At 75.7% G+C, this 26242-nt stretch carries 26 protein-coding genes; 23 read left to right on the top strand and 3 right to left on the bottom strand.

Annotation, left to right across the window (positions count from 1 at the left end; genetic code table 11):
- Positions 1 to 141 precede the first annotated feature (141 nt).
- On the bottom strand, positions 142 to 999 hold the full coding sequence (locus ACI79O_RS11550; RefSeq protein ID WP_456888210.1) for an aldo/keto reductase: 858 nt from the start codon (positions 997 to 999) through the stop codon (positions 142 to 144).
- 35 nt (positions 1000 to 1034) lie between these two features.
- Here ACI79O_RS11550 and ACI79O_RS11545 point away from each other — a divergent pair, with 35 nt between their 5' ends.
- The 15 genes from ACI79O_RS11545 (at position 1035) to nusB (ending at position 15301) form a co-directional block, all read left to right on the top strand.
- Complete coding sequence (locus ACI79O_RS11545; protein WP_456888211.1) at positions 1035 to 2369, top strand: replication-associated recombination protein A; 1335 nt, start codon at positions 1035 to 1037, stop codon at positions 2367 to 2369.
- A gap of 82 nt (positions 2370 to 2451) precedes the next feature.
- On the top strand, positions 2452 to 2877 hold the full coding sequence (locus tag ACI79O_RS11540; RefSeq protein WP_456876895.1) for a DUF948 domain-containing protein: 426 nt from the start codon (positions 2452 to 2454) through the stop codon (positions 2875 to 2877).
- Positions 2877 to 3173, top strand: a complete 297-nt coding sequence (locus ACI79O_RS11535) for a hypothetical protein (protein ID WP_456876896.1) — start codon at positions 2877 to 2879, stop codon at positions 3171 to 3173. Before ACI79O_RS11540 ends, ACI79O_RS11535 begins: the two co-directional genes overlap by 1 nt.
- A gap of 50 nt (positions 3174 to 3223) precedes the next feature.
- Complete coding sequence (alaS, locus tag ACI79O_RS11530; RefSeq protein ID WP_456914194.1) at positions 3224 to 5911, top strand: alanine--tRNA ligase; 2688 nt, start codon at positions 3224 to 3226, stop codon at positions 5909 to 5911.
- Positions 5912 to 5916: 5 nt separating this feature from the next.
- Complete coding sequence (gene ruvX, locus ACI79O_RS11525) at positions 5917 to 6573, top strand: Holliday junction resolvase RuvX (RefSeq protein ID WP_456888214.1); 657 nt, start codon at positions 5917 to 5919, stop codon at positions 6571 to 6573.
- Between the two features lie 73 nt (positions 6574 to 6646).
- A complete protein-coding gene (mltG, locus tag ACI79O_RS11520; protein WP_456888216.1) occupies positions 6647 to 8329 on the top strand; it encodes an endolytic transglycosylase MltG in 1683 nt (560 codons plus the stop codon).
- A complete protein-coding gene (locus ACI79O_RS11515) occupies positions 8322 to 9149 on the top strand; it encodes a shikimate dehydrogenase (RefSeq protein WP_456888218.1) in 828 nt (275 codons plus the stop codon). Before mltG ends, ACI79O_RS11515 begins: the two co-directional genes overlap by 8 nt.
- A 5-nt stretch (positions 9150 to 9154) precedes the next feature.
- Positions 9155 to 9820 (top strand): prepilin peptidase, encoded by a 666-nt coding sequence (locus ACI79O_RS11510; protein WP_456888221.1) that lies wholly within the window; start codon positions 9155 to 9157, stop codon positions 9818 to 9820.
- Between the two features lie 164 nt (positions 9821 to 9984).
- A complete protein-coding gene (aroC, locus tag ACI79O_RS11505) occupies positions 9985 to 11163 on the top strand; it encodes a chorismate synthase (RefSeq protein WP_456888223.1) in 1179 nt (392 codons plus the stop codon).
- Positions 11160 to 11693: a shikimate kinase gene (locus ACI79O_RS11500; RefSeq protein WP_456876581.1), complete on the top strand. Its 534-nt coding sequence runs from the start codon at positions 11160 to 11162 to the stop codon at positions 11691 to 11693. The genes aroC and ACI79O_RS11500 overlap by 4 nt, the downstream gene beginning before the upstream one ends.
- Complete coding sequence (aroB, locus tag ACI79O_RS11495) at positions 11690 to 12745, top strand: 3-dehydroquinate synthase (RefSeq protein WP_456914193.1); 1056 nt, start codon at positions 11690 to 11692, stop codon at positions 12743 to 12745. Before ACI79O_RS11500 ends, aroB begins: the two co-directional genes overlap by 4 nt.
- Positions 12742 to 13176, top strand: coding sequence for a type II 3-dehydroquinate dehydratase (gene aroQ, locus ACI79O_RS11490; protein WP_456914192.1), 435 nt, complete (start codon positions 12742 to 12744; stop codon positions 13174 to 13176). The genes aroB and aroQ overlap by 4 nt, the downstream gene beginning before the upstream one ends.
- Entirely contained in the window at positions 13173 to 14291 is a 1119-nt protein-coding gene (locus ACI79O_RS11485; protein ID WP_456914191.1) for a M24 family metallopeptidase, read from the top strand. Before aroQ ends, ACI79O_RS11485 begins: the two co-directional genes overlap by 4 nt.
- Positions 14292 to 14852, top strand: coding sequence for an elongation factor P (gene efp, locus ACI79O_RS11480; RefSeq protein ID WP_456914190.1), 561 nt, complete (start codon positions 14292 to 14294; stop codon positions 14850 to 14852). It begins immediately after the preceding gene.
- Between the two features lie 35 nt (positions 14853 to 14887).
- Positions 14888 to 15301 carry a transcription antitermination factor NusB gene (nusB, locus tag ACI79O_RS11475; protein WP_456876586.1) on the top strand — a complete coding sequence of 138 codons (414 nt, stop codon included), beginning with the start codon at positions 14888 to 14890 and terminating at the stop codon, positions 15299 to 15301.
- Between the two features lie 9 nt (positions 15302 to 15310).
- Here nusB and ACI79O_RS11470 read toward each other — a convergent pair whose 3' ends face one another.
- A complete protein-coding gene (locus tag ACI79O_RS11470; protein WP_456876587.1) occupies positions 15311 to 15460 on the bottom strand; it encodes a hypothetical protein in 150 nt (49 codons plus the stop codon).
- Positions 15461 to 15644: 184 nt separating this feature from the next.
- The gene (gene bldD, locus ACI79O_RS11465; protein WP_456876588.1) at positions 15645 to 16184 is read right to left on the bottom strand and encodes a transcriptional regulator BldD; all 540 of its coding nucleotides are present in this window, start codon (positions 16182 to 16184) and stop codon (positions 15645 to 15647) included.
- A 233-nt stretch (positions 16185 to 16417) separates the two neighbouring features.
- On the opposite strand from bldD, the gene pyrR reads away from it, so the two are divergent.
- Genes pyrR through ACI79O_RS11425 form a run of 8 tightly spaced genes read left to right on the top strand, consistent with a single transcriptional unit; the run spans position 16418 to position 26217 of the window.
- On the top strand, positions 16418 to 16999 hold the full coding sequence (gene pyrR, locus ACI79O_RS11460) for a bifunctional pyr operon transcriptional regulator/uracil phosphoribosyltransferase PyrR (RefSeq protein ID WP_456888230.1): 582 nt from the start codon (positions 16418 to 16420) through the stop codon (positions 16997 to 16999).
- Positions 16996 to 17916, top strand: coding sequence for an aspartate carbamoyltransferase catalytic subunit (locus ACI79O_RS11455; RefSeq protein WP_456888232.1), 921 nt, complete (start codon positions 16996 to 16998; stop codon positions 17914 to 17916). The genes pyrR and ACI79O_RS11455 overlap by 4 nt, the downstream gene beginning before the upstream one ends.
- Complete coding sequence (locus ACI79O_RS11450) at positions 17913 to 19199, top strand: dihydroorotase (protein ID WP_456888233.1); 1287 nt, start codon at positions 17913 to 17915, stop codon at positions 19197 to 19199. The genes ACI79O_RS11455 and ACI79O_RS11450 overlap by 4 nt, the downstream gene beginning before the upstream one ends.
- The gene (gene carA / locus ACI79O_RS11445) at positions 19196 to 20302 is read left to right on the top strand and encodes a glutamine-hydrolyzing carbamoyl-phosphate synthase small subunit (protein ID WP_456888235.1); all 1107 of its coding nucleotides are present in this window, start codon (positions 19196 to 19198) and stop codon (positions 20300 to 20302) included. The genes ACI79O_RS11450 and carA overlap by 4 nt, the downstream gene beginning before the upstream one ends.
- Positions 20302 to 23595, top strand: a complete 3294-nt coding sequence (gene carB / locus ACI79O_RS11440) for a carbamoyl-phosphate synthase large subunit (RefSeq protein WP_456888237.1) — start codon at positions 20302 to 20304, stop codon at positions 23593 to 23595. Before carA ends, carB begins: the two co-directional genes overlap by 1 nt.
- Positions 23592 to 24923: a dihydroorotate oxidase gene (locus ACI79O_RS11435; protein ID WP_456914189.1), complete on the top strand. Its 1332-nt coding sequence runs from the start codon at positions 23592 to 23594 to the stop codon at positions 24921 to 24923. Before carB ends, ACI79O_RS11435 begins: the two co-directional genes overlap by 4 nt.
- Positions 24920 to 25804, top strand: coding sequence for an orotidine-5'-phosphate decarboxylase (pyrF, locus tag ACI79O_RS11430; RefSeq protein WP_456888240.1), 885 nt, complete (start codon positions 24920 to 24922; stop codon positions 25802 to 25804). Before ACI79O_RS11435 ends, pyrF begins: the two co-directional genes overlap by 4 nt.
- The gene (locus tag ACI79O_RS11425; protein ID WP_456914188.1) at positions 25801 to 26217 is read left to right on the top strand and encodes a hypothetical protein; all 417 of its coding nucleotides are present in this window, start codon (positions 25801 to 25803) and stop codon (positions 26215 to 26217) included. Before pyrF ends, ACI79O_RS11425 begins: the two co-directional genes overlap by 4 nt.
- The last annotated feature ends 25 nt before the right edge of the window (positions 26218 to 26242 follow it).

Raw genomic sequence — 26242 nt, 5'->3', positions numbered from 1 at the left:
CGGGCGCGCCGTCAGCTGTGGACGGCGCTCCGGGCTGTGTACGGAGGCGCGTCAGGCCGTGATCATCCGATGCGTGCACGGGCGGACGGCGTGTCCCCGGCAGTGTCGTGCACACGTCCGATGATCAACTCGAGATGCTCCTCAGCCGTCCAGGCGGGCCAGCTGCTCGGGTGTCAGCCGCAGGTCCGCCGCGGCCGCGGAGTCCTGGATCGACGCCGGCCGCGACGCCCCGGGGATGGGCACCACGACGTCGGCCTGCGCCAGGTGCCAGGCCAGGGTCACCCGGTACACCGACACCCCCAGCTCCTGCGCGACCTCCGCGAAGGCCGGCGCGGCCGACCCCAGCGACCCGGCCGACGACACGCCGCCGAACGGGCTCCACGGCAGGAACGCCAGCCCGTGCCCGGCGCAGTGCGCGATCTCGCCGGCGGAGTGCCGCCACCCCGGCGAGAACTGGTTCTGCACGGCCACCAGCGCCGGTCCCACGATCGACCGGGCGACGTCGATCTGCGCGACGTCGGCGTTGGAGATGCCCACCATCTGCACCAGGCCGTCGTCGGCGAGCTGCCGCAGCGCGCCCATCGACTCCTCCCACGGCGTCGCGGGGTCCGGGCGGTGGAACTGGTAGAGCCCGATCGCGTCGACGCCCAGGCGCCGCAGCGAGGCCTCGCACGCCTGCCGCAGGTAGGCGGGGGACCCGTCGAGCTCCCAGTCGGTGCCGCGGCGGGTGTGCCCGCCCTTGGTCGCGACCAGCACGTCGCGCGCCCCGTCACCGTAGGAGGCCAGCGCCTCGGCCACGACCGACTCGTTGTGCCCGAACTCGGACTCGTCGAGGGCGTAGGCGTCGGCGGTGTCGACCAGCGTCACGCCCGCGTCGAGCGCGGCGTGCACGGTGGCGACGGCGTCCTCCCGGGAGGGGCGGTCGCTCCGGGTGGACAGGGGCATCGCCCCGAGCCCGATGGCGCTGACGGTCCGGTCTCCGATGTGTCGCTGCTGCACGGGACCGTCGTGCCCCGCGGGTAGCGTCGCCAAGCGTGACCAGCCTGTTCGACGAGCCGGTGGAGGCGGGCGGCGCCACCGTCGACCCGGGCGCCCCGCTGGCGGTGCGGATGCGGCCGCAATCGCTCGACGAGGTCGTCGGCCAGTCGCACCTGCTGGGCCCGCGCGCGCCGCTGCGCCGGCTGGTCGAGGCCGACGAGCCGATGTCGCTGGTGCTCTACGGCCCGCCCGGCACCGGCAAGACCACGCTCGCGCACGTCATCTCCCTGGCCACCAAGCGCCAGTTCGTGCAGCTGTCGGCGCTCGACGCCGGGGTCAAGGAGGTCCGCGCGGTCATCCAGGGCGCCAAGCGCGAGCTCACCTACGGCGGCCGGCGCACCGTGCTGTTCATCGACGAGGTGCACCGGTTCTCCAAGACCCAGCAGGACTCCCTGCTGTCCGCGGTCGAGGACCGCATCGTCAGCCTGATCGCGGCCACCACCGAGAACCCGTTCTTCTCCGTCGTCAGCCCGCTGCTCTCGCGCAGCCTGGTGCTGGCGCTGCAGCCGCTGTCCGACGACGACGTCCGCACGCTGCTGCACCGTGCCCTCACCAGCGAGCGCGGCCTCGACGGCGCGGTGACGCTGGCCGCCGACGCCGAGGAGCACCTGGTCCGCATCGCCGGCGGCGACGGGCGCAAGGCGCTCACGGCGCTGGAGTCCGGCGCCGGCGCCGCGCGGGCCGCGGGCGCGGGCGAGATCGACCTCGCCACTCTCGAGACCGCCGTCGCCCAGGCCGCCGTTCGCTACGACCGGCAGGGCGACGTCCACTACGACGTCGCCAGCGCCCTCATCAAGTCCATCCGCGGCAGCGACGTCGACGCCGCGCTGCACTACCTGGCGCGGATGGTCGTGGCGGGGGAGGACCCGCGCTTCATCGCCCGGCGCCTGGTCATCTCCGCCAGCGAGGACATCGGCATGGCCGACCCCACGGCCCTGCAGACGGCGGTCGCCGCGGCCGAGGCGGTGGCCTTCATCGGCATGCCCGAGGGCCACTTCCCACTGGCCCACGCCGTCGTGCACCTGGCCACCGCGCCGAAGTCCAACGCGGTCACCGTGGCCATCGGCGAGTCGGTGGCCGACGTGCGGGCGGGGCTCGGCGGGCCGGTGCCGCCGGGCCTGCGCGACGCGCACTACGGCGGGGCGAAGAAGCTCGGGCACGGGACGGGCTACGTCTACCCGCACGACGCGCCCGAGGGCATCGTGCCGCAGCAGTACCCGCCCGACGCGCTGGTCGGACGCGACTACTACCGGCCCACCGGCCGCGGCGCGGAGAGCGCCATCGGCGCGCGGCTGGTCAAGCTCCGGGCGATCCTCCGGCGCACCCGCTGACCGCCGGAGGCCGCGACTACTGTGGCCACGCCGGGCGTTGCCGACCACGCCGGCCGCCGACGCAACGAAGAGGAGACCCCGCGTGTCCGCAGGAGAGTGGGCCGGACTGATCGCCGCCCTGGCGCTGGTGCTGCTGGTGGTGCTGCTCGCCGTCCCGCTGCTGAAGCTCGGGCGCACCCTGGACGAGACGACGCTGACCATCCGCCAGGTGCGGGAGCAGAGCCGGCCGATCCTCGGCCAGGCCCAGACGACGATCGCCCAGGTGAACAGCAACCTCGAGCGGGTCGACGACATCACCGGCAACGCGGCCAACGTGTCGAGCAACGTCGCCGCGCTGACCAGCGTGGTGGCCGCCACCGTCGGCAGCCCGCTGATCAAGGTCGCCGCGTTCAGCTACGGCGTGCGCAGCGCCGCCCGCAAGCGCCGCGAGGGCCAGGCGATCGCCGAGGCCGCCGCCCGCGACAAGGCCGCGCGCCGCGAGCGCCGTGCCGCCCGGCGGGCCGCCTGATGCGCCGGCTGTTCTGGCTGGCGATGGGCGTCACCATCGGCGCGCTCGTCGTCCGCAAGCTGTCCCGCGCCGCCGAGAGGATGACGCCCGCCGGGATCGGCGCCTCGATCGCCGAGGGCCTGCGCGACCTCGCCGACGCCATCGGCGACTTCGGCGCCGACGTGCGCGCCGCGGCCGCCGCGCGCGAGGAGGAACTGCGCGCCGGCACCGGCCTCGACGCGCCGCTGCCCGAGCGCGACCAGGCCCAGCTGCCCACGCTGCCCGCGCGTCGGGGCGCGCACGCCGCCGACCGCTGAGCAGCTCCCACCCCGCGGGGGCTCCCCCCGCCCCGAGGACCGAGTAGGCCATGCAGACCGCCGAGATCCGCCGCCGCTTCCTGCAGCACTTCGAGCAGCGCGGCCACACCGTCGTGCCCAGCGCCTCGCTGGTGTCGCCCGACCCCTCGCTGCTGTTCACCGTCGCCGGGATGGTGCCCTTCATCCCGTACCTCACCGGCCGCGAGCCGGCGCCGTTCCCGCGCGCGACCAGCGTGCAGAAGTGCGTGCGCACCCTCGACATCGAGGAGGTGGGGAAGACCACCCGCCACGGCACGTTCTTCCAGATGAACGGCAACTTCTCCTTCGGCGACTACTTCAAGGAGGGCGCGGTCCAGCACGCCTGGGACCTGGTCACCGGGCCGGTGGCCGAGGGCGGGCTGGGCTTCGACCCCGACCGCATCTGGGTGACGGTCTACCTCGACGACGACGAGGCCGCCGACGCCTGGAACCGCGTCGCGGGCCTGCCGCGGGACCGCATCCAGCGGCTGGGCAAGAAGGACAACTACTGGCACACCGGCGCCGACGGTCCCGGCGGCCCGTGCTCGGAGATCTACTACGACCGCGGTCCGGAGTTCGGCCCCGACGGCGGGCCCCTGGTGGACACCGCCGGCGACCGGTTCCTCGAGATCTGGAACCTCGTCTTCATGCAGTACGAGCTCACCGACGTCCGGAGCAAGGAGGACTTCCGGATCGTCGGCGAGCTGCCGAAGAAGAACATCGACACCGGCATGGGCCTGGAGCGGGTCGCCTACCTGCTGCAGGGCGTCGACAACATGTACGAGATCGACGAGGTGGCGCCGGTGCTGCGCCGCGGCGCCGAGCTCGCCGGCGTCACCTACGGCAAGGACCACGACACCGACGTCCGGCTGCGCGTCGTCGCCGACCACGTCCGCAGCGGGCTGATGCTCATCGGCGACGGCGTCACCCCCGGCAACGAGGGCCGCGGGTACATCCTGCGCCGGCTGCTGCGCCGCGCCGTCCGCTCGATGCGGCTGCTCGGCGTCGACGCCGCCACCCTGCCCGAGCTGCTGCCGGTCTCCCGCGACGCGATGGGCGCGAGCTACCCCGAGCTGGTCACCGACTTCGACCGCATCAGCGCCGTCGCCTACGCCGAGGAGGAGGCGTTCCGGCGCACCCTCACCTCCGGCACCGCGCTGTTCGACACCGCGGTGGCGCAGGCCAAGGCCGCCGGCACGCCGTCGCTGTCGGGGGAGCAGGCGTTCTCCCTGCACGACACCTACGGCTTCCCGATCGACGTCACCCTCGAGATGGCCGCCGAGCAGGGCGTGACCGTCGACGAGGCGGGCTTCCGCGCGCTCATGCAGCAGCAGCGCGACCGCGCCCGCGCCGACGCCCGCGCCAAGCGCACCGGCTCGGTCGACGTGCTGGCCTACCGGCGGCTGCTCGCCGAGCACGGCCCCACCGACTGGCGGGCCTACGACACGCTGCGCACCGACTCCCGGGTGCTCGGCGTGGTGAGCGAACTCGGTGAGGAGGACGCGCCGGCCGCCCCCGCCGGGCCGGGCGAGGTCACCCGCGTCGTCCTCGACCGCACGCCGTTCTACGCCGAGTCCGGCGGCCAGGTCGCCGACGCCGGCACGCTCACCTGGGACGGCGGCCGTGCCGAGGTGCTCGACGTGCAGCGTCCGGTCAAGGGCCTGGTCGTGCACCAGGTGCGGGTGCTCGAGGGTGCGCTGGCCGAGGGTGCCGAGCTCACCGCCGAGGTCGACCGCGAGTGGCGGCTGTCGGCCTGCCAGGCGCACTCGGGCACGCACGTGGTGCACGCCGCGCTGCGCCAGGTGCTCGGCCCCCAGGCGCTGCAGTCCGGGTCGTACAACCGCCCCGGCTACCTGCGGCTGGACTTCGCCTGGCAGGGCGCGCTGACCCTGCAGCAGCGGCACGACATCGAGGACGTCGCCAACGCCGCCGTCCGCGCCGACCACCGGGTGCGGGCGGAGTTCATGACCCTGCCCGAGGCCCAGGCCATCGGCGCGCTGGCGCTGTTCGGCGAGACCTACGGCGAGAAGGTCCGCGTCGTCGAGATCGGCGGGCCCTGGTCGCGCGAGCTCTGCGGTGGCACGCACGTCACCGGCAGCGCGCAGATCGGCACGCTGGCGCTGACCGGCGAGTCGTCGGTCGGGTCGGGCGCGCGCCGGGTCGAGGCGGTCGTCGGCCTCGAGGGCTTCCGCTACCTCGCCCGCGAGCGCGACCTCGTCCGCCAGCTCGGCGAGCTGCTGAAGTCGCCCACCGACGGCCTGGTCGACCGGGTCGGCGGCGTCCTGTCGCGGCTGCGCGACGCCGAGCGCGAGATCGCCGAGCTGCGCGCCGCGCAGAACAAGGCCGCCGCCGGTCAGCTGGCCGCCGACGCGCGGGACGTCGGCGGCATCGCCGTCGTCACCGCCGCGCCGGCCGGGCTCTCCGGCGGCGACCTGCGCACCCTGGCCCTCGACGTCCGCGGGCGGCTCGGCGAGCGCCCGGGTGTCGTCTTGCTCGCCTCCGAGGCCGGGGGCAAGGTGGCTCTCGTCGCCGCGCTCACCCCGGCCGCGCAGGAGCGCGGCCTGTCGGCCAACGACGTGCTGCGGGCGGCAGCGGCCCCGGTCGGGGGCCGCGGAGGCGGGAAGGCCGACGTCGCCCAGGGGGGCGGCACGGACCCGGGCGGCATCCCCGCCGCCCTCCAGGCCGGCGAACAGGCGGTCGCGACCGCCGCAGGGAGGTGACCGGAGTGCCCGAGCAGCGCCCCGACGAGACCGGCGACGTGGGCGAGCGGCGCGTGCAGGGCCGCCCGGCCGTGCCGCCGGCCCGTCCGCGCCAGACCCCGCCGCAGCCGGTGCACCACCGCACCGAGCAGATCGACCTGCGCGCCGGGTTCCCGCCGGTGCGCAACGAGACGACCGAGATCGACCTGTCGCAGGGACTGCCGGCCGGGCTGCCGCTGCCCCCGCGCCGCACCCGCCAGGGGCGCCGGCTCGGTCTCGACGTCGGCACGGTGCGCGTCGGCGTCGCACTGTCCGACCCCACCGGCACGCTCGCCAGCCCGCTGGAGACCGTCGAGCGCCGCCGGGACGGGTCCGACCTGGACCGGATCGCCGCGCTCGTGACCGAACACGAGGTGACAGAGGTGATCGTGGGGGAGCCGAGGCACCTGTCGGGTGCGTCGGGCGCCTCCGCCCGGGAAGCGCGTGCCTACTCTCGGTCACTCGCCGGGCGCATCGGCAGCGTGCCCGTGCACCTCGTCGACGAGAGGCTCTCTACCGTGACCGCGTCCAGCTCCCTGCGGGCGAACGGGCTCGACAGCCGCGCCCAGCGCCCGGTGATCGACCAGGCCGCCGCCGTGGTCATCCTCCAGGCGTATCTCGACTCCCAGCGGGGGCGCTCATGACCGAGCTCGCGAGGTCATGGGTGGTCGCAGCACCGGCGGGCGCCGGTGCACCGAGCGCCAGCGAGGTGTGCCGGTGACCGGTCCGGTCCCGCCGTACGGGGGGCGGGGCCGGCACGCGGTGTCCGACGACGTCCCCGGCACGGGGAGCCCGGCCGGCGCCTGGTACGGCAACCGGCCGGTCGACGAGCCGCCGACGGCGCACCTCCCGGTGGGCCCGGCCCCGACCGGACCCGTGCTCAGCGGCCGGCACTCGGTACCCGGTGGCGGGCCCGACGACGTCCCCGGTGACGGCGTGCCCGGTCCCGGCGGGCCCGGCGACGACGACCGCACCGGCCCGCTGCCCACCGGGCAGCCGGCGCCGCCCGCGGCCGGCCTGCCGCCGCGCCCGAAGAGCGCCTGGTCGCGGATGGCCGGGCAGGGCGCCGCCGACCCCGACGCCACCGTGGCCGCCTACGGCACGGACCCGTCCGCCGAGGACCACCCCCCGTACGACCCGCACGAGGACGACGAGGCCACCGGCGGCCTCGACGTCCTCGGTGCCGGTGGCCGGGACGGCGGCCGCCGGGGTCGCCGCGGCCGGCGCGCCGCCGCCGCGCCCGAGCACCCCGAGCCCGAGCTCCACGAGGACGCCTACGACGTCCACTCCGACGACCACACCGACGAGCACCCCGTGCTCGGCGGGGGCCGGCGCAGCGGCTCCGGCAAGCGCCGCCGCGGGCCGCTGGCCAACGTGCTCGCCCTGCTGGTGCTGGCCGGGCTCGTCGCCGGCATCGTGTTCGGCGGCCGGGCGCTGATCGGCCTGGTCAACCCCCAGGCCGAGGACTACGCCGGCACCGGCACCGGCACCGTCGAGGTCCGCGTCGGCGAGGGCGACACCCTCAGCGACATCGCCGGCACGCTCGTCGACGCCGGCGTCATCGCCTCCAGCGAGCCGTTCCTCGACGCCGCGGAGACCCAGCCCGCCGCCATGGGCATCCAGCCCGGCGTCTACAGCCTGCGCGAGCAGATGAGCGGTGCCGCCGCCCTCGACCTGCTGCTCGACCCGGCCACCCGGCAGGTCTCGCGGGTCACCGTGCCCGAGGGCTTCACCGTCGAGGCCACCCTGCAGCGGATAGCCGAGACCACCGGGCTGCCGATCGAGGACCTCCGGGCCGCCGCGGCCGACCCCGCCGCCTTGGGCCTGCCGGCCTACGCCAACGGGCAGCTCGAGGGCTTCCTGTTCCCGGCCACCTACGACGTCGAGCCCGACGCCACCGCCGCCGACGTGCTGTCGGCGATGGTCAGCCGGTTCACCGAGACGGCCGCCGACCTGCAGCTCGAGCAGCGCGCCGCGGCCGCCGGCCGCTCGGTGTACGACGTGGTGGTCGTCGCCTCGATGGTGCAGTCGGAGACCCTGCTCGACGAGGAGCGCCCGAACGTCGCGCAGGTGGTCTACAACCGGCTGGCGCAGGGGATCGCGCTGGGCATCGACGCCACCCTCGCCTACGGCCTGCAGAAGAACGGCAACGAGCTCACCGTCACCGACCTGCAGACCGACAGCCCGTACAACACCCGCACCCGGGCGGGTCTGCCGCCCACGCCGATCAGCGCGCCGGGTGAGGCCTCGCTGGAGGCGGCGCTCGCCCCGAGCACCGGTGACCTCCTGTACTACGTCCTGGAGTCGCAGGACGGCCGGCACTTCTTCACCGCCAGCTACGACGAGTTCGTGGCCGCCCGGCAGCGCTGCGCCGACGCCGGCCTCGGGTGCGGTGGCTGACCGGCCGGTGCCCGCCGCTGGTCCCGCCGGCCGGGCGGCCGTCCTCGGCCGCCCGGTCGGGCACTCGCTGTCGCCGCTGCTGCACCGCGCGGCCTACGCCGCGCTCGGCCTGACCGGGTGGACCTACGACGCGCTCGACCTCGGCCCCGAGGACCTGCCGGTCCTGCTCGCCGGGCTGGGGCCGGAGTGGCGCGGCTTCTCGGTGACCATGCCGAACAAGCAGGCCGCCGTCGCCGCCGCCGACGACGTCGAGCCGCTGCCGCGGCTGCTCGGCGCGGCCAACACCCTCGTGCACACCGGGTCGGGCTGGCGGGCGGAGAACACCGATGTCCACGGGGTCGGGATGGCCCTGCAGGTCGGCGGCGTCGAGCGGGTCGCGCACGCGGCGGTCGTCGGCGGCGGGGGGACGGCGGCCGCCGCGGCCGTGGCGCTGGCCGAGCTCGGCGCCGAGTCGGTCGACGTCCTCGTCCGCGAGCCGTCCCGGGCCGCCGACGTCGAACGGGTGCTCGGCGCGCTCGGCGTCGAGGCCGTCGTCCGGCGGATCGCGGCCGGCCCGGTCGAGGCGCCGGTGGTCGTCAGCACCGTGCCCATCGGCGCGCACCGCGACCTCGCCGGCCTGCAGTGGCGCGGTGGGCAGACGCTGCTCGACGTCCTCTACGCGCCGTGGCCCACGCCGCTCGCGGCGCAGGCGGAGGCGGCCGGCGCCACCGTCGTCGGCGGCCTCGAGGTGCTGTTCTGGCAGGCCACCGTCCAGGTGGAGCTGATGACCGGGCGGCCCGCGCCGCTGGGCGCCATGCGCGCCGCCCTGGACGCCCGCTGACCGGAGTGGACGACGTCCTCCCGCGCGGGCCGCTGCTCGCGCTGGCGCTGCTGACCGCTGCCGTCGCCGGCCCTCTGCTGGCCCGCACCGCCGTCCGGCTGGCCACCCGCGACCCCGTCGCCCGTGCCGCGCCGGCCCGCACGGCCGCCTCGGCCGGCGTGCTGGGCGGACTGCTGTGCGGCGCGGTGCTGCTCACCGGCGCCCGCCCGGCCGGGCTCGCCTACGCCTGGGCGGCCGGTGCCGCCGTCGTCCTCGCGCAGGTCGACCTGACCGTCCACCGGCTGCCCGACCGGGTGACCTACCCGGCCACCGCCGTGGGGGCGGTCGCGCTGCTGGCGGACGCGGTGCTGATGGGCACCTGGCCGGCGCTGCTGCGCGCGCTGCTCGCCGCCGCCCTGGCCGGGGGCATCGCGCTGGCCGCCGCGCTGGCCGGGCCGTCGGGCCTGGGCCTCGGCGACGTCAAGCTGCTCGCGCTGCTCGGCCTGCTGCTCGGCTGGGCCGGGTGGGGGGTGCTGCTGGCCGGCGTGTTCCTCGGCCTGCTCGCCGGTGCCACGGTCTCGCTGGTGCTGGTGGCCACGCGGCGGGCCGGGTGGCGCACGCCGGTGCCGTTCGGCCCGCCGCTGCTGCTCGGCGCCGCCCTCGCCCTGCTCGTGGAGGGCCCGCTGGGCTGAGCCGCCCCCCGCGCGGGGATCAGGGTCCCTGATCGTCGGGCGTCCTCCCGCACCTCCCACCCTGTGGGTGGACGCCGCACGTTCAGGGACCCTGCTCGTGGCGCACGCCCCCGCGCACCACGCCCCGGACGGGTCGCGGGCCCCCGGCTGGCAGAATCCGGGGCATGTTGCGCTGGCTGACCGCCGGTGAGTCGCACGGCCAGCAGCTCACCGCCATCCTCGAGGGCCTGCCCGCCGGCGTGCGGGTGCAGACCGCCGACCTCGACGCCGACCTCGCCCGCCGCCGGCTCGGCCACGGCCGCGGCGCGCGGATGTCCTTCGAGCAGGACGTCGTCACCCTCACCGGCGGGGTCCGGCACGGGCTGACCATGGGCGGCCCGATCGCGGTGCAGGTCGGCAACACCGAGTGGCCGAAGTGGACGACGGTCATGTCGGCCGACCCGGTCGACCCCGAGGTGCTCGCCGGGCAGGCGCGCAACGCCCCGCTGACCCGCCCGCGGCCCGGGCACGCCGACCTCGCCGGCATGCAGAAGTACGGCTTCGACGACGCCCGGCCGGTGCTCGAGCGGGCCAGCGCCCGCGAGACCGCTGCCCGCGTGGCGCTCGGCGCGATCGCGCGGGCCTTCCTCCGCCAGACCCTCGGCGTGGAGGTGGTCAGCCACGTCGTCGGCATCGGCCCGGTCACCGTCCCCGACGGCGTGCTGCCCGGCCCGCAGGACAACCCGCGCATCGACGAGGACCCGGTCCGCTGCGCCGACCCCGCCACCAGCGCGGTCATGGTCGCCGAGGTCGACGACGCGCGGAAGAACGGCGACACTCTCGGCGGCGTCGTCGAGGTCGTCGTCCACGGGCTGCCGCCGGGCCTGGGCAGCCACGTGCACTGGGACCGCCGGCTGGACTCCCGCCTGGCCGCCGCGCTCATGGGCGTCCAGTCGGTCAAGGCGGTCGAGGTCGGCGACGGCCTGGAGACCGCCCGCCGTCGCGGCTCGGTCGCCCACGACGAGATCGTCAGCGACGACGGCCGGCTGCGGCGGGTCACCGACCGCGCCGGCGGCATCGAGGGCGGCATGACCAACGGCGAGGTGCTGCGGGTGCGCGCCGCGATGAAGCCGATCTCCACCGTGCCGCGGGCGCTGGCCACCGTCGACGTCGCCACCGGGGACGCCGCCGTGGCCATCAACCAGCGCAGCGACGCCTGCGCGGTGCCGCGCGGCTCGGTGGTGATGGAGGCGATGGTCGCCCTGGTGCTCGCCGACGCCGCGCTGGAGAAGTTCGGCGGCGACTCGGTGAGCGAGACCGCCCGCAACGCGCGGGCCTACCTCGACGCGCTCCCGTACCGGTGACCGCACCCGCCCTGGTCCTGGTCGGCCCGCCGGCGTCGGGCAAGACGACCGTCGGGACGGCGGTGGCGGCCGCGCTCGGCCTGGCCTTCCGCGACACCGACGCCGACGTCGAGGCCGCGGCCGGCGCGCCCGTCGCCGACCTGTTCGTCACCCACGGCGAGGCGCACTTCCGGGCGCTGGAGGAGCAGGCGGTGGCCCGCGCACTCGGGGAGCACGACGGTGTCCTCGCCCTCGGCGGCGGCGCGGTGCTCAGCCCGGCCAGCCGCGCGCTGCTGGTCGATTACGGCCGCGCCGGCGGCACCGTCGTGCACCTCGACGTCGACGTCCCCTCGGCTGCCCGGCGCGCCGGGCTGTCCCGCGACCGCCCGCTGCTGGCGGTCAACCCGCGGGCGGTGCTGCGCACCCTGCTCGAGCAGCGCGCCCCGCTCTACGCCGAGGTGGCCACCGCCGTCGTCCCCACCAGCGACCGCACCCCGGACGACGTCGTCGCCGACGTGCTGGCCGCGCTGCCCGCGGGAGCCGGCCGGTGAGGCGGGTGACCGTCGCCGGGGAGCGGCCCTACGAGGTGGTCATCGGCCCCGGTGCGCAGGCCGAGCTCGGCGTGTTGCTGGCCGGCACGCCGAAGGCCGCCGTCGTGCACGCCCCGCCGCTGGCCGCGCTGGCCGGCGCCGCGGTCGAGACGCTGCAGACCGCCGGGGTGGCCGCCGAGGCCGTCGTCGTCCCGGACGGGGAGGCGGCCAAGACCGCCGCGGTCGCCGCAGCCGCGTGGGAGGAGTTCGGCCGGCTGGGGCTGACCCGCTCCGACGCCGTGGTCGGGGTCGGCGGGGGAGCGGTCACCGACCTGGCCGGCTTCCTCGCCGCCACCTGGGTGCGCGGCGTGCGCGTCGTGCACCTGCCGACCAGCGTGCTCGGCATGGTCGACGCCGCGGTCGGCGGCAAGACCGGCATCAACACCGGCGCGGGCAAGAACCTGGTCGGCGCCTTCCACCCGCCCGCGGGCGTGCTCGCCGACACCGACGTCCTCGCCGGGCTGCCCGAGGCGGAGTTCCGTGCCGGCCTGGCCGAGGTGGTCAAGTGCGGGTTCATCGCCGACGCGGCGATCCTCGACCTGCTCGAGGCCGACCCGACCGGCCGCCGCGACACCGCGGAGCTCGTCGAGCGCAGCGTGGCGGTGAAGGCCGAGGCGGTCGCCCAGGACCTGTTCGACACCGGCGTCCGAGAGTTCCTCAACTACGGCCACACCCTCGGTCACGCCGTCGAGCGGGTCGAGGACTTCGCCTGGCGGCACGGCGAGGCGGTCGCCGTCGGGCTGGTCTTCGCCGCCGAGCTCGGCGTGCAGGCCGGGCGCCTGTCGCGCGCCGAGGCCGACCGGCACCGCGAGCTGCTCACCGCCATGGGCCTGCCCACCCGCTACCGCGGCGACTGGGCGGCGCTGCAGGCGGTGATGCGGGTGGACAAGAAGGCCCGCGGGGCGACGCTGCGCTTCGTCGTCCTCGACGGGATCGGCAGCCCGGGGATCCTCACCGACCCCGATCCGGCGTGGCTGGACGCGGCGTGGGCCGCAGTTGTGGAGGACGCGTGACGGTCCAGGTCCTGAACGGCCCCAACCTCGGCCGGCTCGGCACCCGCGAGCCCGAGGTCTACGGGACGACGACGTACGCGCAGCTCGTCGAGCTGCTCGAGAAGGCCGGGCACGAGCTCGGGATGGAGGTGCGGGTCCGGCAGACCGACGACGAGGCCGAGATGCTGCGCTGGGTCCACGAGGCCACCGACGCCGGGGACCCGGTCGTGGTCAACCCGGCGGCGTGGTCGCACACCTCCGTCGCGCTGCACGACGCGCTCGCCGCGCTGGGCACCCCGCTCGTCGAGGTGCACATCAGCAACGTCCACAGGCGCGAGGCCTTCCGCCACCACTCCTACGTCTCCGCGGTGGCCGACGGCGTCATCGCGGGGCTCGGCATCGAGGGCTACGTGCTGGCGCTGCAGTGGCTCTCGCTGCGGGGCGCGAAGTGACCCGGGAGGCCGGGCGCCGCGACCGGCTGCGGGTGACGGCGGCCGAGCAGGGTCTGGACGCCGTCCTGGTCACCAACCTGCTCAACGTCCGCTACCTGACCGGGTTCACCGGCTCCAACGGCGCGCTGCTGCTGCGCACCGACGGCAGCTCGTCCGGGGGCGGGGACCTGTTCGGCACCGACGGCCGCTACACCACCCAGGCCGGCGCCCAGGTGCCCGACGTCGAGCTGCTGGTCGACCGCGGGACCGTGCCGGCGCTGGCGCAGGAGGCGGTGCGGCGGGGTGCGGGGCGGATCGGCTACGAGAGCCACGAGGTCACCGTCGACGGGCACGCCCAGCTGCTGCGGGTGCTCACCGACGCCGCCGACGGCGGCACGGTGCCCGAGCTGGTGTCGGTGCGCCGGGCGGTGGAGGCGCTGCGTGCGGTCAAGGACGACGACGAGGTCGACGCGCTGCGGCGGGCCTGCGCGGTGGCCGACCAGGCGCTGGCCGAGCTGGCCGCCGAGGGCGCGCTGCGGCCCGGGCGCACCGAGCTGGAGGTCGGCCGCGAGCTCGACGCGCGGATGCTGACCCTGGGTGCCGAGGCGCCGTCGTTCGAGACGATCGTGGCCGCGGGCGCCAACTCCGCCATCCCGCACCACCGGCCCGACCGCACGGTGCTGCGCGAGGGCGACCTGCTCAAGCTCGACTTCGGCGCGACCGTCGACGGCTACCACTCCGACATGACCCGCACGGTCGTCCTCGGGCACGCCGCCGACTGGCAGCGGGAGGTCTACGAGCTGGTGGCCGCGGCGCAGGCGGCCGGGCGGGCGGCGCTGGCCGTCGGCGCCGACGTCGTCGCCGTGGACGCCGCCTCCCGCGACGTCGTCGCCGCGGCCGGGCACGCCGAGCACTTCACCCACGGCCTCGGGCACGGCGTGGGCCTGGAGATCCACGAGGCGCCGTCCATCGGCCCGTCCGGCGCGGGTAGGCTGGCCGCCGGCATGGCCGTCACCGTGGAGCCCGGGGTCTACCTCCCCGGCCACGGCGGTGTCCGGATCGAGGACACGCTCGTCGTCACGGCGGACGCGCCCGAGTTGTTGACCCTCACGAGCAAGGAACTGCTGGTCCTCTAGATGGCTACCACCAACGACCTCAAGAACGGCATGGTCCTCAACCTCGACGGCCAGCTGTGGTCCGTCACCGAGTTCCAGCACGTCAAGCCCGGCAAGGGCGGCGCGTTCGTGCGGACGACGCTGAAGAACGTGCTCTCGGGCAAGGTCGTGGACAAGACCTTCAACGCCGGCACCAAGGTCGAGACCGCCACGGTCGACAAGCGGAACATGACCTACCTGTACAAGGACGGCACCGACTTCGTCTTCATGGACGGGGAGACCTTCGACCAGATCCACGTGCAGGCCGAGACCGTGGGCGGCGGGGCGGACTACCTGCTGGAGAACACCGAGGCCGTCGTCGCCGTCCACGAGGGCACCCCGCTCTACGTCGAGCTGCCGGTGACCCTCGAGCTCGTCGTCGAGCACACCGACCCGGGCCTGCAGGGCGACCGCTCCACCGGCGGCACGAAGCCGGCCACCCTGGAGACCGGCGCGCAGATCCAGGTGCCGCTGTTCGTCAACACCGGCGACCGGCTCAAGGTCGACACCCGCGACGGCCGCTACCTCGGCCGGGCCAACTGACCGCGCCGGCCGGCACCGCACCCCGGAGCCCCCGCATGGCCGCCCGCACCAAGGCGCGCAAGCGCGCCGTCGACGTCCTCTACGCGGCCGACCTGCGGGGCGCCGACGCGGTGGAGATGCTGCGGGAGCGCATCGCGCTCGCCGACCCGCCGGTGTCCGACCACACGGTCCGGCTGGTCGAGGGCGTCGCCGCGCACGCCCGGCGCATCGACGAGCTGATCGGGCAGCACGCGCGCGGGTGGTCGCTGGAGCGGCTGCCCGACGTCGACCGGGCGATCCTGCGGATGGCGGTGTTCGAGCTGCTGTGGGCCGACGACGTGCCCGACGCCGTCGTCATCGACGAGGCCGTGGAGCTCGCGCGGGCGCTGTCGACCGACGACTCGCCGGCCTACGTCAACGGCGTCCTCGGCGCCATCCTCGACACCGAGGTGCCCACCTCCTCGTCGTGAGGTGCGGCCTCAGGCGGCGCCGGCCACCCCGGCGGCGGCCAGCATCGCCGCCGCCCGCGCACCGGCGTCGCGCCGCTGCGCCCGGCGCAGCGCGGCCCGGCGGCTGATGGCCAGCAGGGTCTCGCGGTCGGGCATCGGGACGGGCGGGACGGGGGTCACGGGTGCTCCTCGGGGGTGCGCGTGGTCGGCGCCGCCGACGCTAGGAGCACCCACCGACAGTTCCCGGCGCCCGGAGCCGGGCCCGGGTCGTGCACACACCGCGGTCGAGGAGCCCCGCCGGTCGCGCTGCGTGCACGTCCCGTCGGGAACGGGGCCCCGGGAACGGGACCCGGGGACGGATCGGTCAGCGCGGGGCGCGCCGGCGGTCCCAGGCCTCGTCGTCGTCGGCAGCGGCGGCGCCCAGGCCGTCCATGCCGCCCGGGTTGAGCACGCCCCACTCGATGAGGCGGGTGGTGAGCTCGTCGGGGCTCATGTCGTAGATGATCGCCAGCGACTTGAGGTCCTCCGCGCGGATGGAGAGGACCTTGCCGTTGTAGTCGTGCCGCTGTGCCTGGATGGTCGAGGCGTACCGCGCCAGCGGTCCGGCCTCGTCGGCGGGCAGCGAGCCCAGCGACTCGAGGTTGAGCACGATCTTCGTCGTGGACGTGACGGCCGAGGAGGGGCGCGGGTCGGGCAGCAGCTCGGAGACCGGCACGCCGTAGAAGACCGCCAGCTCCGAGAGGCGCTGGACGGTCACCGCCCGGTCGCCGCGCTCGTAGGAGCCGACGACGACGGCCTTCCAGCGGCCGTGCGACTTGTCCTCCACGCCCTGCAGGGAGAGGCCCTGCTGGTTGCGGATCGCCCGCAGCCGGGCACCGAGGGCCCGCGAGTAGTCCGTGCTCATGCGTGTCTGCTCACTGTCCGTCGTCGGTGGGAGGGCTCGGTCGTCACGCAGCGTACTGGTTGGGCGGACGGGGCGACAGCGCATCCCTCATCCGGGGGGCATCCTGCTTCACGCACCGCCACCAGCGGAACCGGGACGTGCCCCGAGGGCCCTCCGGCGGCATGCAGTACGGTCTGTCCCGGTCCGATCCGCTCCTTTAACGACCCGTCCCGTGAGGCGGGGAAGGAGGCCTGATGGCCGGCTCGCGCGAGCCTGCTCCCAGCCGCACGTCCACCGCCGGTGTGCTGCTCACCCCCGCCGACGTCGCCCGCGTGGTCGACCGCATGGCGCACCAGCTGATCGAGAAGGCGGGCAACGACCTCGCCGACCTCGTGCTCGTCGGCATCCCGACCCGCGGCGCCCCGCTCGCCCGCCGCCTGGCCGCCCGCGTCGAGGCCTTCAGCGGCACGGCGGTCGACGCCGGCACCGTCGACATCACCCTCTACCGCGACGACCTGCGGCTGCGCGGCGTCCGGACGCTGGAGGACACCGTCCTGCCCGAGCAGGGCATCGACGGCCGGCTGGTCGTCCTCGTCGACGACGTGCTGTTCTCCGGCCGCTCGGTGCGCGCGGCCCTCGACGCGCTGCGCGACCTCGGCCGGCCGCGGGCGGTCCAGCTCGCCGTCCTGGTCGACCGCGGCCACCGGGAGCTGCCCATCCGCGCCGACTACGTGGGCAAGAACGTGCCCACCTCGCGCGCCCAGACGGTGCGGGTGCACCTGACCGAGACCGACGGCACCGACGAGGTGCTGGTGACCGAGGGGGAGCGCCGGTGAAGCGGCACCTGCTGGAGGCGGCCGACCTCGACCGCGACGACGCCACGCTCGTCCTCGACACCGCCGCGCAGATCGACCAGGCGCTGGCCGGCCGCGAGGTCAAGAAGCTGCCCACGCTGCGCGGCCGCACGGTGGTCAACCTCTTCTTCGAGGACTCCACCCGCACCCGCATCTCCTTCGAGCTGGCGGCCAAGCGGCTCTCGGCCGACGTCATCAACTTCTCCGCCAAGGGCAGCAGCGTCTCCAAGGGCGAGAGCCTCAAGGACACCGCGCTGACGCTGGAGGCGATGGGGTCCGACGCGATCGTCGTCCGGCACTCGGCGTCCGGCGCACCGCACCGGCTGGCCGGCTGGGTGCGCGGCAGCGTGGTCAACGCCGGCGACGGCACCCACGAGCACCCCACCCAGGCGCTGCTGGACGCCTACACGATCCGGCGCCGGCTGGGCCGCCTCGACGGCGTCCGGGTGGCGGTCGTCGGCGACGTCCTGCACAGCCGGGTGGCCCGGTCCAACGTGTGGCTGCTGACGACGCTCGGCGCGGAGGTGACCCTGGTCGCGCCGCCCACCCTGCTGCCGGTGGGCGTGGGCTCCTGGCCGGTGGAGGTCTCCTACGACCTCGACGCGGTGCTGCCCAAGGCCGACGCGGTCATGATGCTGCGGGTCCAGGCCGAGCGGATGGACGCCTCGTTCTTCCCGAGCGCGCGGGAGTACAGCCGCCGCTACGGCCTCGACGCCCGCCGGATGGCGGCGCTGTCCGACGACGCGATCGTCATGCACCCCGGCCCGATGAACCGCGGCATGGAGATCGCCGCCGACGTCGCCGACTCGGTCCGCTCGACCATCGTCGAGCAGGTCGGCAACGGCGTCTCCGTCCGCATGGCCGTGCTCTACCTGCTGCTCGGAGGAACGTCCTCGTGACCACGCTGATCAAGGGGGCGCGCGTCCTGGGCGGCGACCCCGTCGACCTGCTGCTCAGGGACGGCCGGATCGCCGCGGTCGGCGACCGGCTCTCGGCGCCCGGCGCCACCGTCGTCGACGCCGACGGGCTGGTCGCGCTGCCCGGCCTGGTCGACCTGCACACCCACCTGCGCGAGCCCGGCCGCGAGGACGCCGAGACCGTCGAGACCGGCAGCCGCGCGGCGGCCCTGGGCGGGTTCACCGCGGTGCACGCGATGGCCAACACCGACCCGGTCGCCGACACCGCCGGCGTCGTCGAGCAGGTGTGGCGCCTCGGCCAGGAGGCCGGGCTGGTCGACGTCGTCCCGGTGGGCGCGGTGACCGTCGGGCTGCGCGGCGAGCGGCTGGCCGAGCTCGGCGCGATGGCCGACTCCGCCGCCCGCGTGCGGGTGTTCTCCGACGACGGGCACTGCGTCGCCGACCCCGCGCTCATGCGGCGGGCGCTGGAGTACGTCAAGGCCTTCGACGGCGTGGTCGCGCAGCACGCCGAGGAGCCGCGGCTGACCGCCGGCGCGCAGATGAACGAGGGCGACCGCTCCGCGCGGCTGGGGCTCACCGGCTGGCCGGCCGCCGCCGAGGAGGCGGTCATCGCCCGCGACGTGCTGCTCGCCGGCCACGTCGGCGCCCGGCTGCACGTCTGCCACGTCTCGACCGCGGGGTCGGTGGAGATCCTGCGGTGGGCGAGGTCCCGCGGCGTGCAGGTGACCGCCGAGGTCACCCCGCACCACCTGCTGCTCACCGAGGCCTGCGCCGAGACCTACGACCCGGTGTTCAAGGTCAACCCGCCGCTGCGCACCGACGAGGACGTGCAGGCCCTCCGTGCCGGGCTGGCCGACGGCACGATCGACGCCGTCGCCACCGACCACGCCCCGCACGCGGTGGAGGACAAGGAGAGCGAGTGGGCGCAGGCCCGGCCCGGGATGCTGGGGCTGGAGCAGGCGCTGTCGGTCGTCGTCGAGGCGCTGGTGGAGCCCGGCCTGCTCGACTGGGCCGGCGTCGCCGACCGCATGTCGGTCCGCCCCGCGGCCATCGGCCGCCTGGCCGGCCACGGGCGCCCGCTCGCGCCCGGCGAGCCGGCCAACCTGCTGCTGCTCGACCCCGCCGCCCGGGCGACCGTCGACCCGGCCGCGCTGGCCAGCCGCAGCCGCAACAGCCCCTACGCCGGCCGGGAGCTGCCCGGCCGCGTGGTCGCCACGTTCCTGCGGGGCGAGGCGACCGTGCTCGACGGGAAGGCGCAGAAGTGACCCAGGCGATCCTCGTGCTCGAGGACGGGCGGACGTTCCGCGGCGAGGCCTACGGCACGGTCGGCACGACGGTCGGCGAGGCGGTGTTCGCCACCGGGATGACCGGCTACCAGGAGACGCTGACCGACCCCAGCTACGCCGGCCAGATCGTCACCATGACCGCCCCGCACGTGGGCAACACCGGCGTCAACGACGAGGACGACGAGAGCCGCCGCATGTGGGTGGCCGGGTTCGTCGTCCGCGACCCCGCCCGCCGCCCGGCCAACTGGCGGGCCACCGGCAGCCTCGACGACGAGCTCGCCGACCAGGGCGTCGTCGGCATCAGCGGCATCGACACCCGCGCCCTCACCCGCCACCTGCGCGAGCGCGGCGCGATGCGGGCCGGGATCAGCAGCGAGTCGCTCGACGCCGATGCGCTGCTGGCCCGGGTGCGCGCGGCCGAGGGGATGACCGGGGCCGACCTCGCCCCGGGGGTGAGCACCCGCGAGCCCTACGTCGTCCCGGCGGCGGGGGAGCGGCGGTTCACCGTCGCCGCGCTCGACCTGGGCATCAAGAGCGCCACCCCGCGGCACCTGGCCGCCCTCGGCGTCGAGACCCACGTGCTCCCCGCGACGGCGACGGCGGAGGACCTGCTCGCGCACGGCTCCGACGGCGTCTTCCTCTCCAACGGCCCGGGCGACCCGGCCGCGGCCGACTACGCGGTGGCCGCCGTGCGGGGCGTGCTCGACGCCGGCCGGCCGCTGTTCGGCATCTGCTTCGGCAACCAGATCCTCGGCCGGGCGCTGGGCCTGGGCACCTACAAGCTGCGCTTCGGCCACCGCGGCCTGAACCAGCCGGTGCTCGACCGGGTCAGCGGCACCGTCCGCGTCACCAGCCACAACCACGGGTTCGCCGTCGACGCGCCGCTGGACCGGCCCACCGACACCCCCTACGGCCGGGTCGAGGTCAGCCACGTGGGCCTCAACGACGACGTCGTCGAGGGGCTGCGGCTGCTCGACGCCCCGGCGTTCAGCGTCCAGTTCCACCCGGAGTCCGCGGCCGGGCCGCACGACGCCGCGCCGCTGTTCGAGCGGTTCGTCGACCTGATGGGGGAGGCCCGCTGATGCCCCGGCGCACCGACATCTCGCACGTCCTGGTGATCGGGTCCGGCCCGATCCTCATCGGCCAGGCCGCGGAGTTCGACTACTCCGGCACCCAGGCCTGCCGCGTGCTGCGCGCCGAGGGGCTGCGGGTCAGCCTGGTCAACAGCAACCCGGCGACGATCATGACCGACCCCGAGGTCGCCGACGCCACCTACGTCGAGCCGCTGACGCCGGAGTTCGTCGAGCGGGTCATCGCCCGTGAGCGCCCCGACGCGCTGCTGGCCACCCTCGGCGGGCAGACGGCGCTCAACATCGCCATCGGCCTGTACCAGAACGGCACCCTCGACCGGTACGGCGTGCGGCTCATCGGCGCCGACGTCGACGCGATCAACCGCGGCGAGGACCGGCAGCTGTTCAAGGACATCGTCCGCTCGGTCGGCGCCGACGCCCCGCGCTCGCGGGTCTGCTCGACCGTCGAGGAGGCGCTGGAGACCGCCGCCGAGGTCGGCTACCCGGTCGTCGTCCGCCCGTCGTTCACCATGGGCGGGCTGGGCTCGGGCTTCGCCACCGACGAGCCGATGCTGCGGCGGATGGCCGCCCACGGCCTGGCCGACTCCCCGGTGCACACCGTGCTGGTCGAGGAGTCGGTGCTCGGCTGGAAGGAGTACGAGCTCGAGCTCATGCGCGACCGCAGCGACAACGTGGTCGTCGTCTGCTCGATCGAGAACGTCGACGCGATGGGCGTGCACACCGGCGACTCGGTCACCGTCGCGCCGGCCATGACCCTCACCGACGTCGAGTACCAGCGGATGCGCGACGTCGGCATCGCCGTGCTGCGCGAGGTCGGCGTCGACACCGGCGGCTGCAACATCCAGTTCGCCGTCGACCCGGCCGACGGGCGGCTGGTCGTCATCGAGATGAACCCGCGGGTGTCGCGGTCCTCGGCGCTGGCGTCGAAGGCCACCGGCTTCCCGATCGCCAAGATCGCCGCGAAGCTGGCCATCGGCTACACGCTCGACGAGATCACCAACGACATCACCGGCGTCACCCCGGCGTCGTTCGAGCCGGCGCTGGACTACGTCGTCGTCAAGATCCCGCGGTTCGCGTTCGAGAAGTTCCCCGGCGCCGACCCGCGGCTGACCACGACGATGAAGAGCGTCGGGGAGGTCATGGCGCTGGGCCGCAACTTCCCCGAGGCGCTGGGCAAGGCGATGCGGTCCACCGAGACGGCGGTGGCCGGCTTCTGGACCGGCCCGCCGGACCCGCGGACCGCCGACGAGCTGCTCGAGGCGCTGCGCACCCCCGTCGACGGCCGGCTGTACCTCGCCGAGCGGGCGCTCGCGGCGGGCGCGACCGTCGAGCAGGTGGCCGAGGCCAGCGGCTTCGACCCGTGGTTCGTCGACCAGGTCGCGCTGGTGCGCGAGGTGGGGGAGCAGGTGCGCGACGCGCCGGCGCTCACCCCCGAGCTGCTGCGGCGGGCCAAGCGGCACGGGCTCTCGGACCGGCAGGTCGCCGCGCTGCGGCCGGAGCTCGCCGGTGAGGACGGCGTCCGGGTGCTGCGCTGGCGCCTGGGCATCCGGCCGGTGTTCAAGACCGTGGACACCTGCGCCGCCGAGTTCGCCGCCCGCACGCCCTACCACTACTCGTCCTACGACGAGGAGACCGAGGTCGAGCCGCGCGAGCGCCCCGCGGTGCTCATCCTCGGCTCGGGGCCCAACCGCATCGGCCAGGGCATCGAGTTCGACTACTCCTGCGTGCACGCGGTCATGGCGCTGCAGGACGCCGGCTACGAGGCCGTGATGGTCAACTGCAACCCCGAGACCGTCTCCACCGACTACGACACCGCCGACCGGCTGTACTTCGAGCCGCTGACCTTCGAGGACGTCCTCGAGGTGGTCGAGGCCGAGCGGGCGGCCGGCCCGGTGGCCGGGGTGGTCTGCACCCTGGGCGGACAGACGCCGCTGGGCCTCGCGCAGCGGCTCAAGGACGCCGGGGTGCCGGTGCTGGGCACCTCGCCCGAGGCCATCGACGACGCCGAGGACCGCGGCGCGTTCTCCCGGGTGCTCGCCGACGCCCGCCTCCGCGCGCCCGAGCACGGCACCGCCACCACGTTCGCCGAGGCGCGGCAGATCGCCGCGGCGATCGGCTACCCGGTGCTGGTGCGCCCGTCCTACGTCCTCGGCGGGCGCGGCATGGAGATCGTCTACGACGACGCCACGCTCGAGGCCTACATCGCCAAGGCCACCGACGTCAGCCCCGCCCACCCGGTACTGGTCGACCGGTTCCTCGAGGACGCCGTCGAGATCGACGTCGACGCGCTCCACGACGGCGCCGAGCTCTACCTCGGCGGGGTCATGGAGCACATCGAGGAGGCCGGCATCCACTCCGGCGACTCCGCGTGCGCGCTGCCGCCGATCACCCTGGGCACCGAGGACCTGGCGAAGATCCGCACCGCCACGGAGGCGCTGGCCACCCGGATCGGCGTGCGCGGGCTGCTCAACGTGCAGTACGCGCTCAAGGACGACGTCCTCTACGTGCTGGAGGCCAACCCGCGGGCGTCGCGGACCGTGCCGTTCGTGTCCAAGGCGACCGCCGTGCCCCTGGCCAAGGCCGCGGCCCGGATCGCGGTGGGGGAGACCATCGCCGACCTGCGCGCCGCGGGCGTGCTCCCGGCCGCCGGCGACGGCGTCGAGCTCTCCGAGCGCGCGCCGATCGCGGTGAAGGAGGCGGTGCTGCCCTTCCACCGGTTCCGCACCGTCGACGGCCACGGGGTCGACACCGTGCTCGGCCCGGAGATGAAGTCCACCGGCGAGGTCATGGGCCTCGACGACGGCTTCGGCACCGCCTTCGCCAAGTCGCAGGTCGCCTCCTACGGCCCGCTGCCCACCTCGGGGACGGTCTTCGTCTCGCTGGCCAACCGGGACAAGCGGGCCGCGGTCTTCCCGGTCAAGCGGCTGGCCGACCTCGGCTTCCGCGTGCTCGCCACGGCCGGCACCGCGCAGGTGCTGCGCCGCAACGGCGTCGAGTGCGAGGTGGTCGGCAAGTACAGCGAGGGCCCGGGCAACTGCGTGGAGCGGATCCTCGCCGGCGACGTCGACATCGTCGTCAACACGCCGTTCGGGTCGCCCGGCAACAGCGGGCCGCGGCTGGACGGCTACGAGATCCGCACCGCCGCCGTCGCCGTGGACATCCCGTGCATCACCACCGTGCAGGGGATGGCCGCGGCGGTGCAGGGCGTCGAGGCGCTGCGCCGCGGCGGGCTCGGCGTGCGCAGCCTGCAGGAGGTCCACGCGGCGCTGTCCCCGCGCGCATGAGCGTCGTCGGGCGGGTGGGCGACGACCTCGCCGCCCGCGGGCTGCTCGACGGGCTGCCCGCCGCCTTCCTCGCCGGGGTCACCCGGTTCGCCGCGCCGCCGGCCGCGGAGCTCGCGGCGCTGCGGGCCGGCGCCGAGGGCCTGGCCGGCCGGCTGGCCGCGGGGGAGGCCGGCGACGCCGACCTGCCGCTGCTCACCCGCGTGCTCGTCCTCGCCGGGCACGGCGGGCTGCTGGCGGCGCACGGCGTGCGGACGCCCTCCTACGACATGCTGCGCTCCTACCGGGAGAACCTGACGACGCCGGTCGGCCCGCGGCTGGCCGAGCGCCCGCGCGCGGGGGACCGCCGCTGGCGGGTGCTCGGCCGCGACGTCGGCTTCCCGGTCGGGGTGCCCTCGTGCGTGCTCAACGGCGGCGAGGAGTGGGTGCGCTACCACGCCCGCAACGGCTTCAGCGTGCTCACCTACAAGACGGTGCGCAGCCGCGCGCACGAGCCCAACGCCCAGCCGAACTGGACCTTCGCCCCCCGGCCCGGGGCCGGCGTCGTGGTGGCCGACCCGTGGGACTGGATCCCGCCGGGCGACCCGGAGGTCAGCACGGTGAACTCCTTCGGGGTGCCCTCCCCGGCGCCGGAGGAGTGGATGCCCGACCTCGAGCGGTCGCTGGCCACCGTCGACGAGGACCAGCTGCTGCTGGTCAGCGTCATGGGGGAGGGCGACGGGCCGGCGCTGGCGGCCGACTTCGCCTGGACCGCGCGGCTGGCCGAGGAGGCCGGCGCGACCGTGGTCGAGCTCAACCTCTCCTGCCCGAACACGCTCACCGCGTCCCCCGACGGCGTCAGACCGCCGCTGTGCCTCGACGCCGACGCCACCGTCGCGGTGGTCGAGGCGGTGCGCCGCGACCTCGACGACCGCACCGGCCTGGTCGCCAAGCTCTCCTGGCTCGACGAGGACCGGCTCGCCGCGCTGGTGCCCCGGCTGGCGCCGCTGGTCGACGGCGTCGCGGGCATCAACACGGTGCAGACCCGCGTGGTGCGCCGCGACGGCGGGCCGACGTTCCCCGGCCGGGCCCTGGCCGGGCTGTCGGGGGCGGCGGTCCGCGGGCGCGCCCTGGACCTCACCCGCCGGCTGGTCGGGCTGCGCGAGGCCGGCGGGTGGGGCTTCAGCGTGCTGGCGATGGGCGGGGTGACCGACCCGGCGTCGTTCGCGGCGCTGCACGCGGCCGGCGCCGACGCGGTGCAGTCGGCGGCCGGTGCCTTCGCCGACCCGTTCCTCGCCCGCGACTGCATCGCCGCGTACGGCGACACCCTGCCGCGGTCGGTGCCGCGGTGACGGGGACCGAGCCGTTCGGGCGGCGCCTCGCCGACGCCGTCGCCGCCCGCGGGCCGCTGTGCGTCGGCCTCGACCCGCACGCCGGGCTGCTGGAGCGCTGGGGCCTGCCCGACGACCCCGTCGGGCTGGCCCGCTTCACCGACGCCGTCGTCGACGCGCTCGCCGGCCAGGTGGCGGTGCTCAAGCCGCAGTCGGCCTTCTACGAGCGGCACGGCGCGCGTGGGCTGGCGGTCCTCGAGGACGCCGTCGCCCGGGCCCGCGCGGCCGGGGCGCTGGTGCTGCTCGACGCCAAGCGCGGCGACATCGGCTCCACGATGGACGCCTACGCCGACGTGCTGCGCCCGGAGCACCCGTGCGCGGTCGACGCGCTCACCGTCAGCCCCTTCCTCGGCCCCGGCTCCCTGCAGCCGGCCGTGGACACCGCGCGGCTCACCGGCGGCGGGCTGTTCGTGCTGGCCCGCACCTCCAACCCCGACGCCGGCACGCTGCAGCACGCGCGGGTGGGGGAGCGGTCGGTCGCGCAGGTCGTCGTCGACGCCGTCCGCGGCTGGAACACCCCCGGCTGGGTCGTCGGCGACCCGCTGCCCGACCCCGGCGCGGTGCGGGACGTCGCCGGCCGCTGGGGCGCGGCGACGGGGTCCTTCGGCGTCGTCGTCGGCGCCACCCTGCGCGACCTGGACGTCGACCTCGACGGGCTCGGCGGCCCGGTGCTCGCCCCAGGCCTCGGCGCGCAGGGCGGCACGGTGCCCGACCTGCGGCGGCTGTTCGGGCAGGATCGCGCCGTGCTCCCCACCGTCTCCCGCGACGTGCTCGCCGCCGGACCGGACCCGGCCGCGCTGCGGGCCGCCGCCGCCCGCTGGACCGAGGAGCTGACCGCGTGAGGCAGGGCCCGGCGTCGGCGCTGCTGGTGGCGGCAGCCCTGCTGGTCTCCGGCGTCGGGCTGTTCTGGCGGGCGGACACGGGGCCCGTGGGCGTCCCGTCCGGGGGCAGCTACGCCTACGCGCCCCTGACGTCCGCCGACGCCTACGGGAGCACCCTGACGCCGACCGCCGGCGGGGTGGTCACCTGGACGACCGGGCACCTGGCCGGCATCGGGCTGGCCGTCCTCGGTGCGGTGGTGCTCGCCGCGGTCGGGCGGGTGGGCGCTGGGCCGCCGGTCGGCCCGCTGAGTTCCCGTCCCCCGGCGTGTCGGGCTCCGCGTGTCTCGCGCGGCACATGCGGACCTAATACGTTCCGTATACTTTCTGACCTGCGGGTCTCACGGACCGTCACCCGGCCGGTGGACGGAGCGTGAGGTGCGGACGGGCGGAGATCGGAAA

This window comes from Geodermatophilus sp. SYSU D00696, assembly GCF_054050235.1.
Note: the sequence above shows the minus strand (reverse complement) of the source record. Positions and strands in the feature narration are given on the sequence as shown.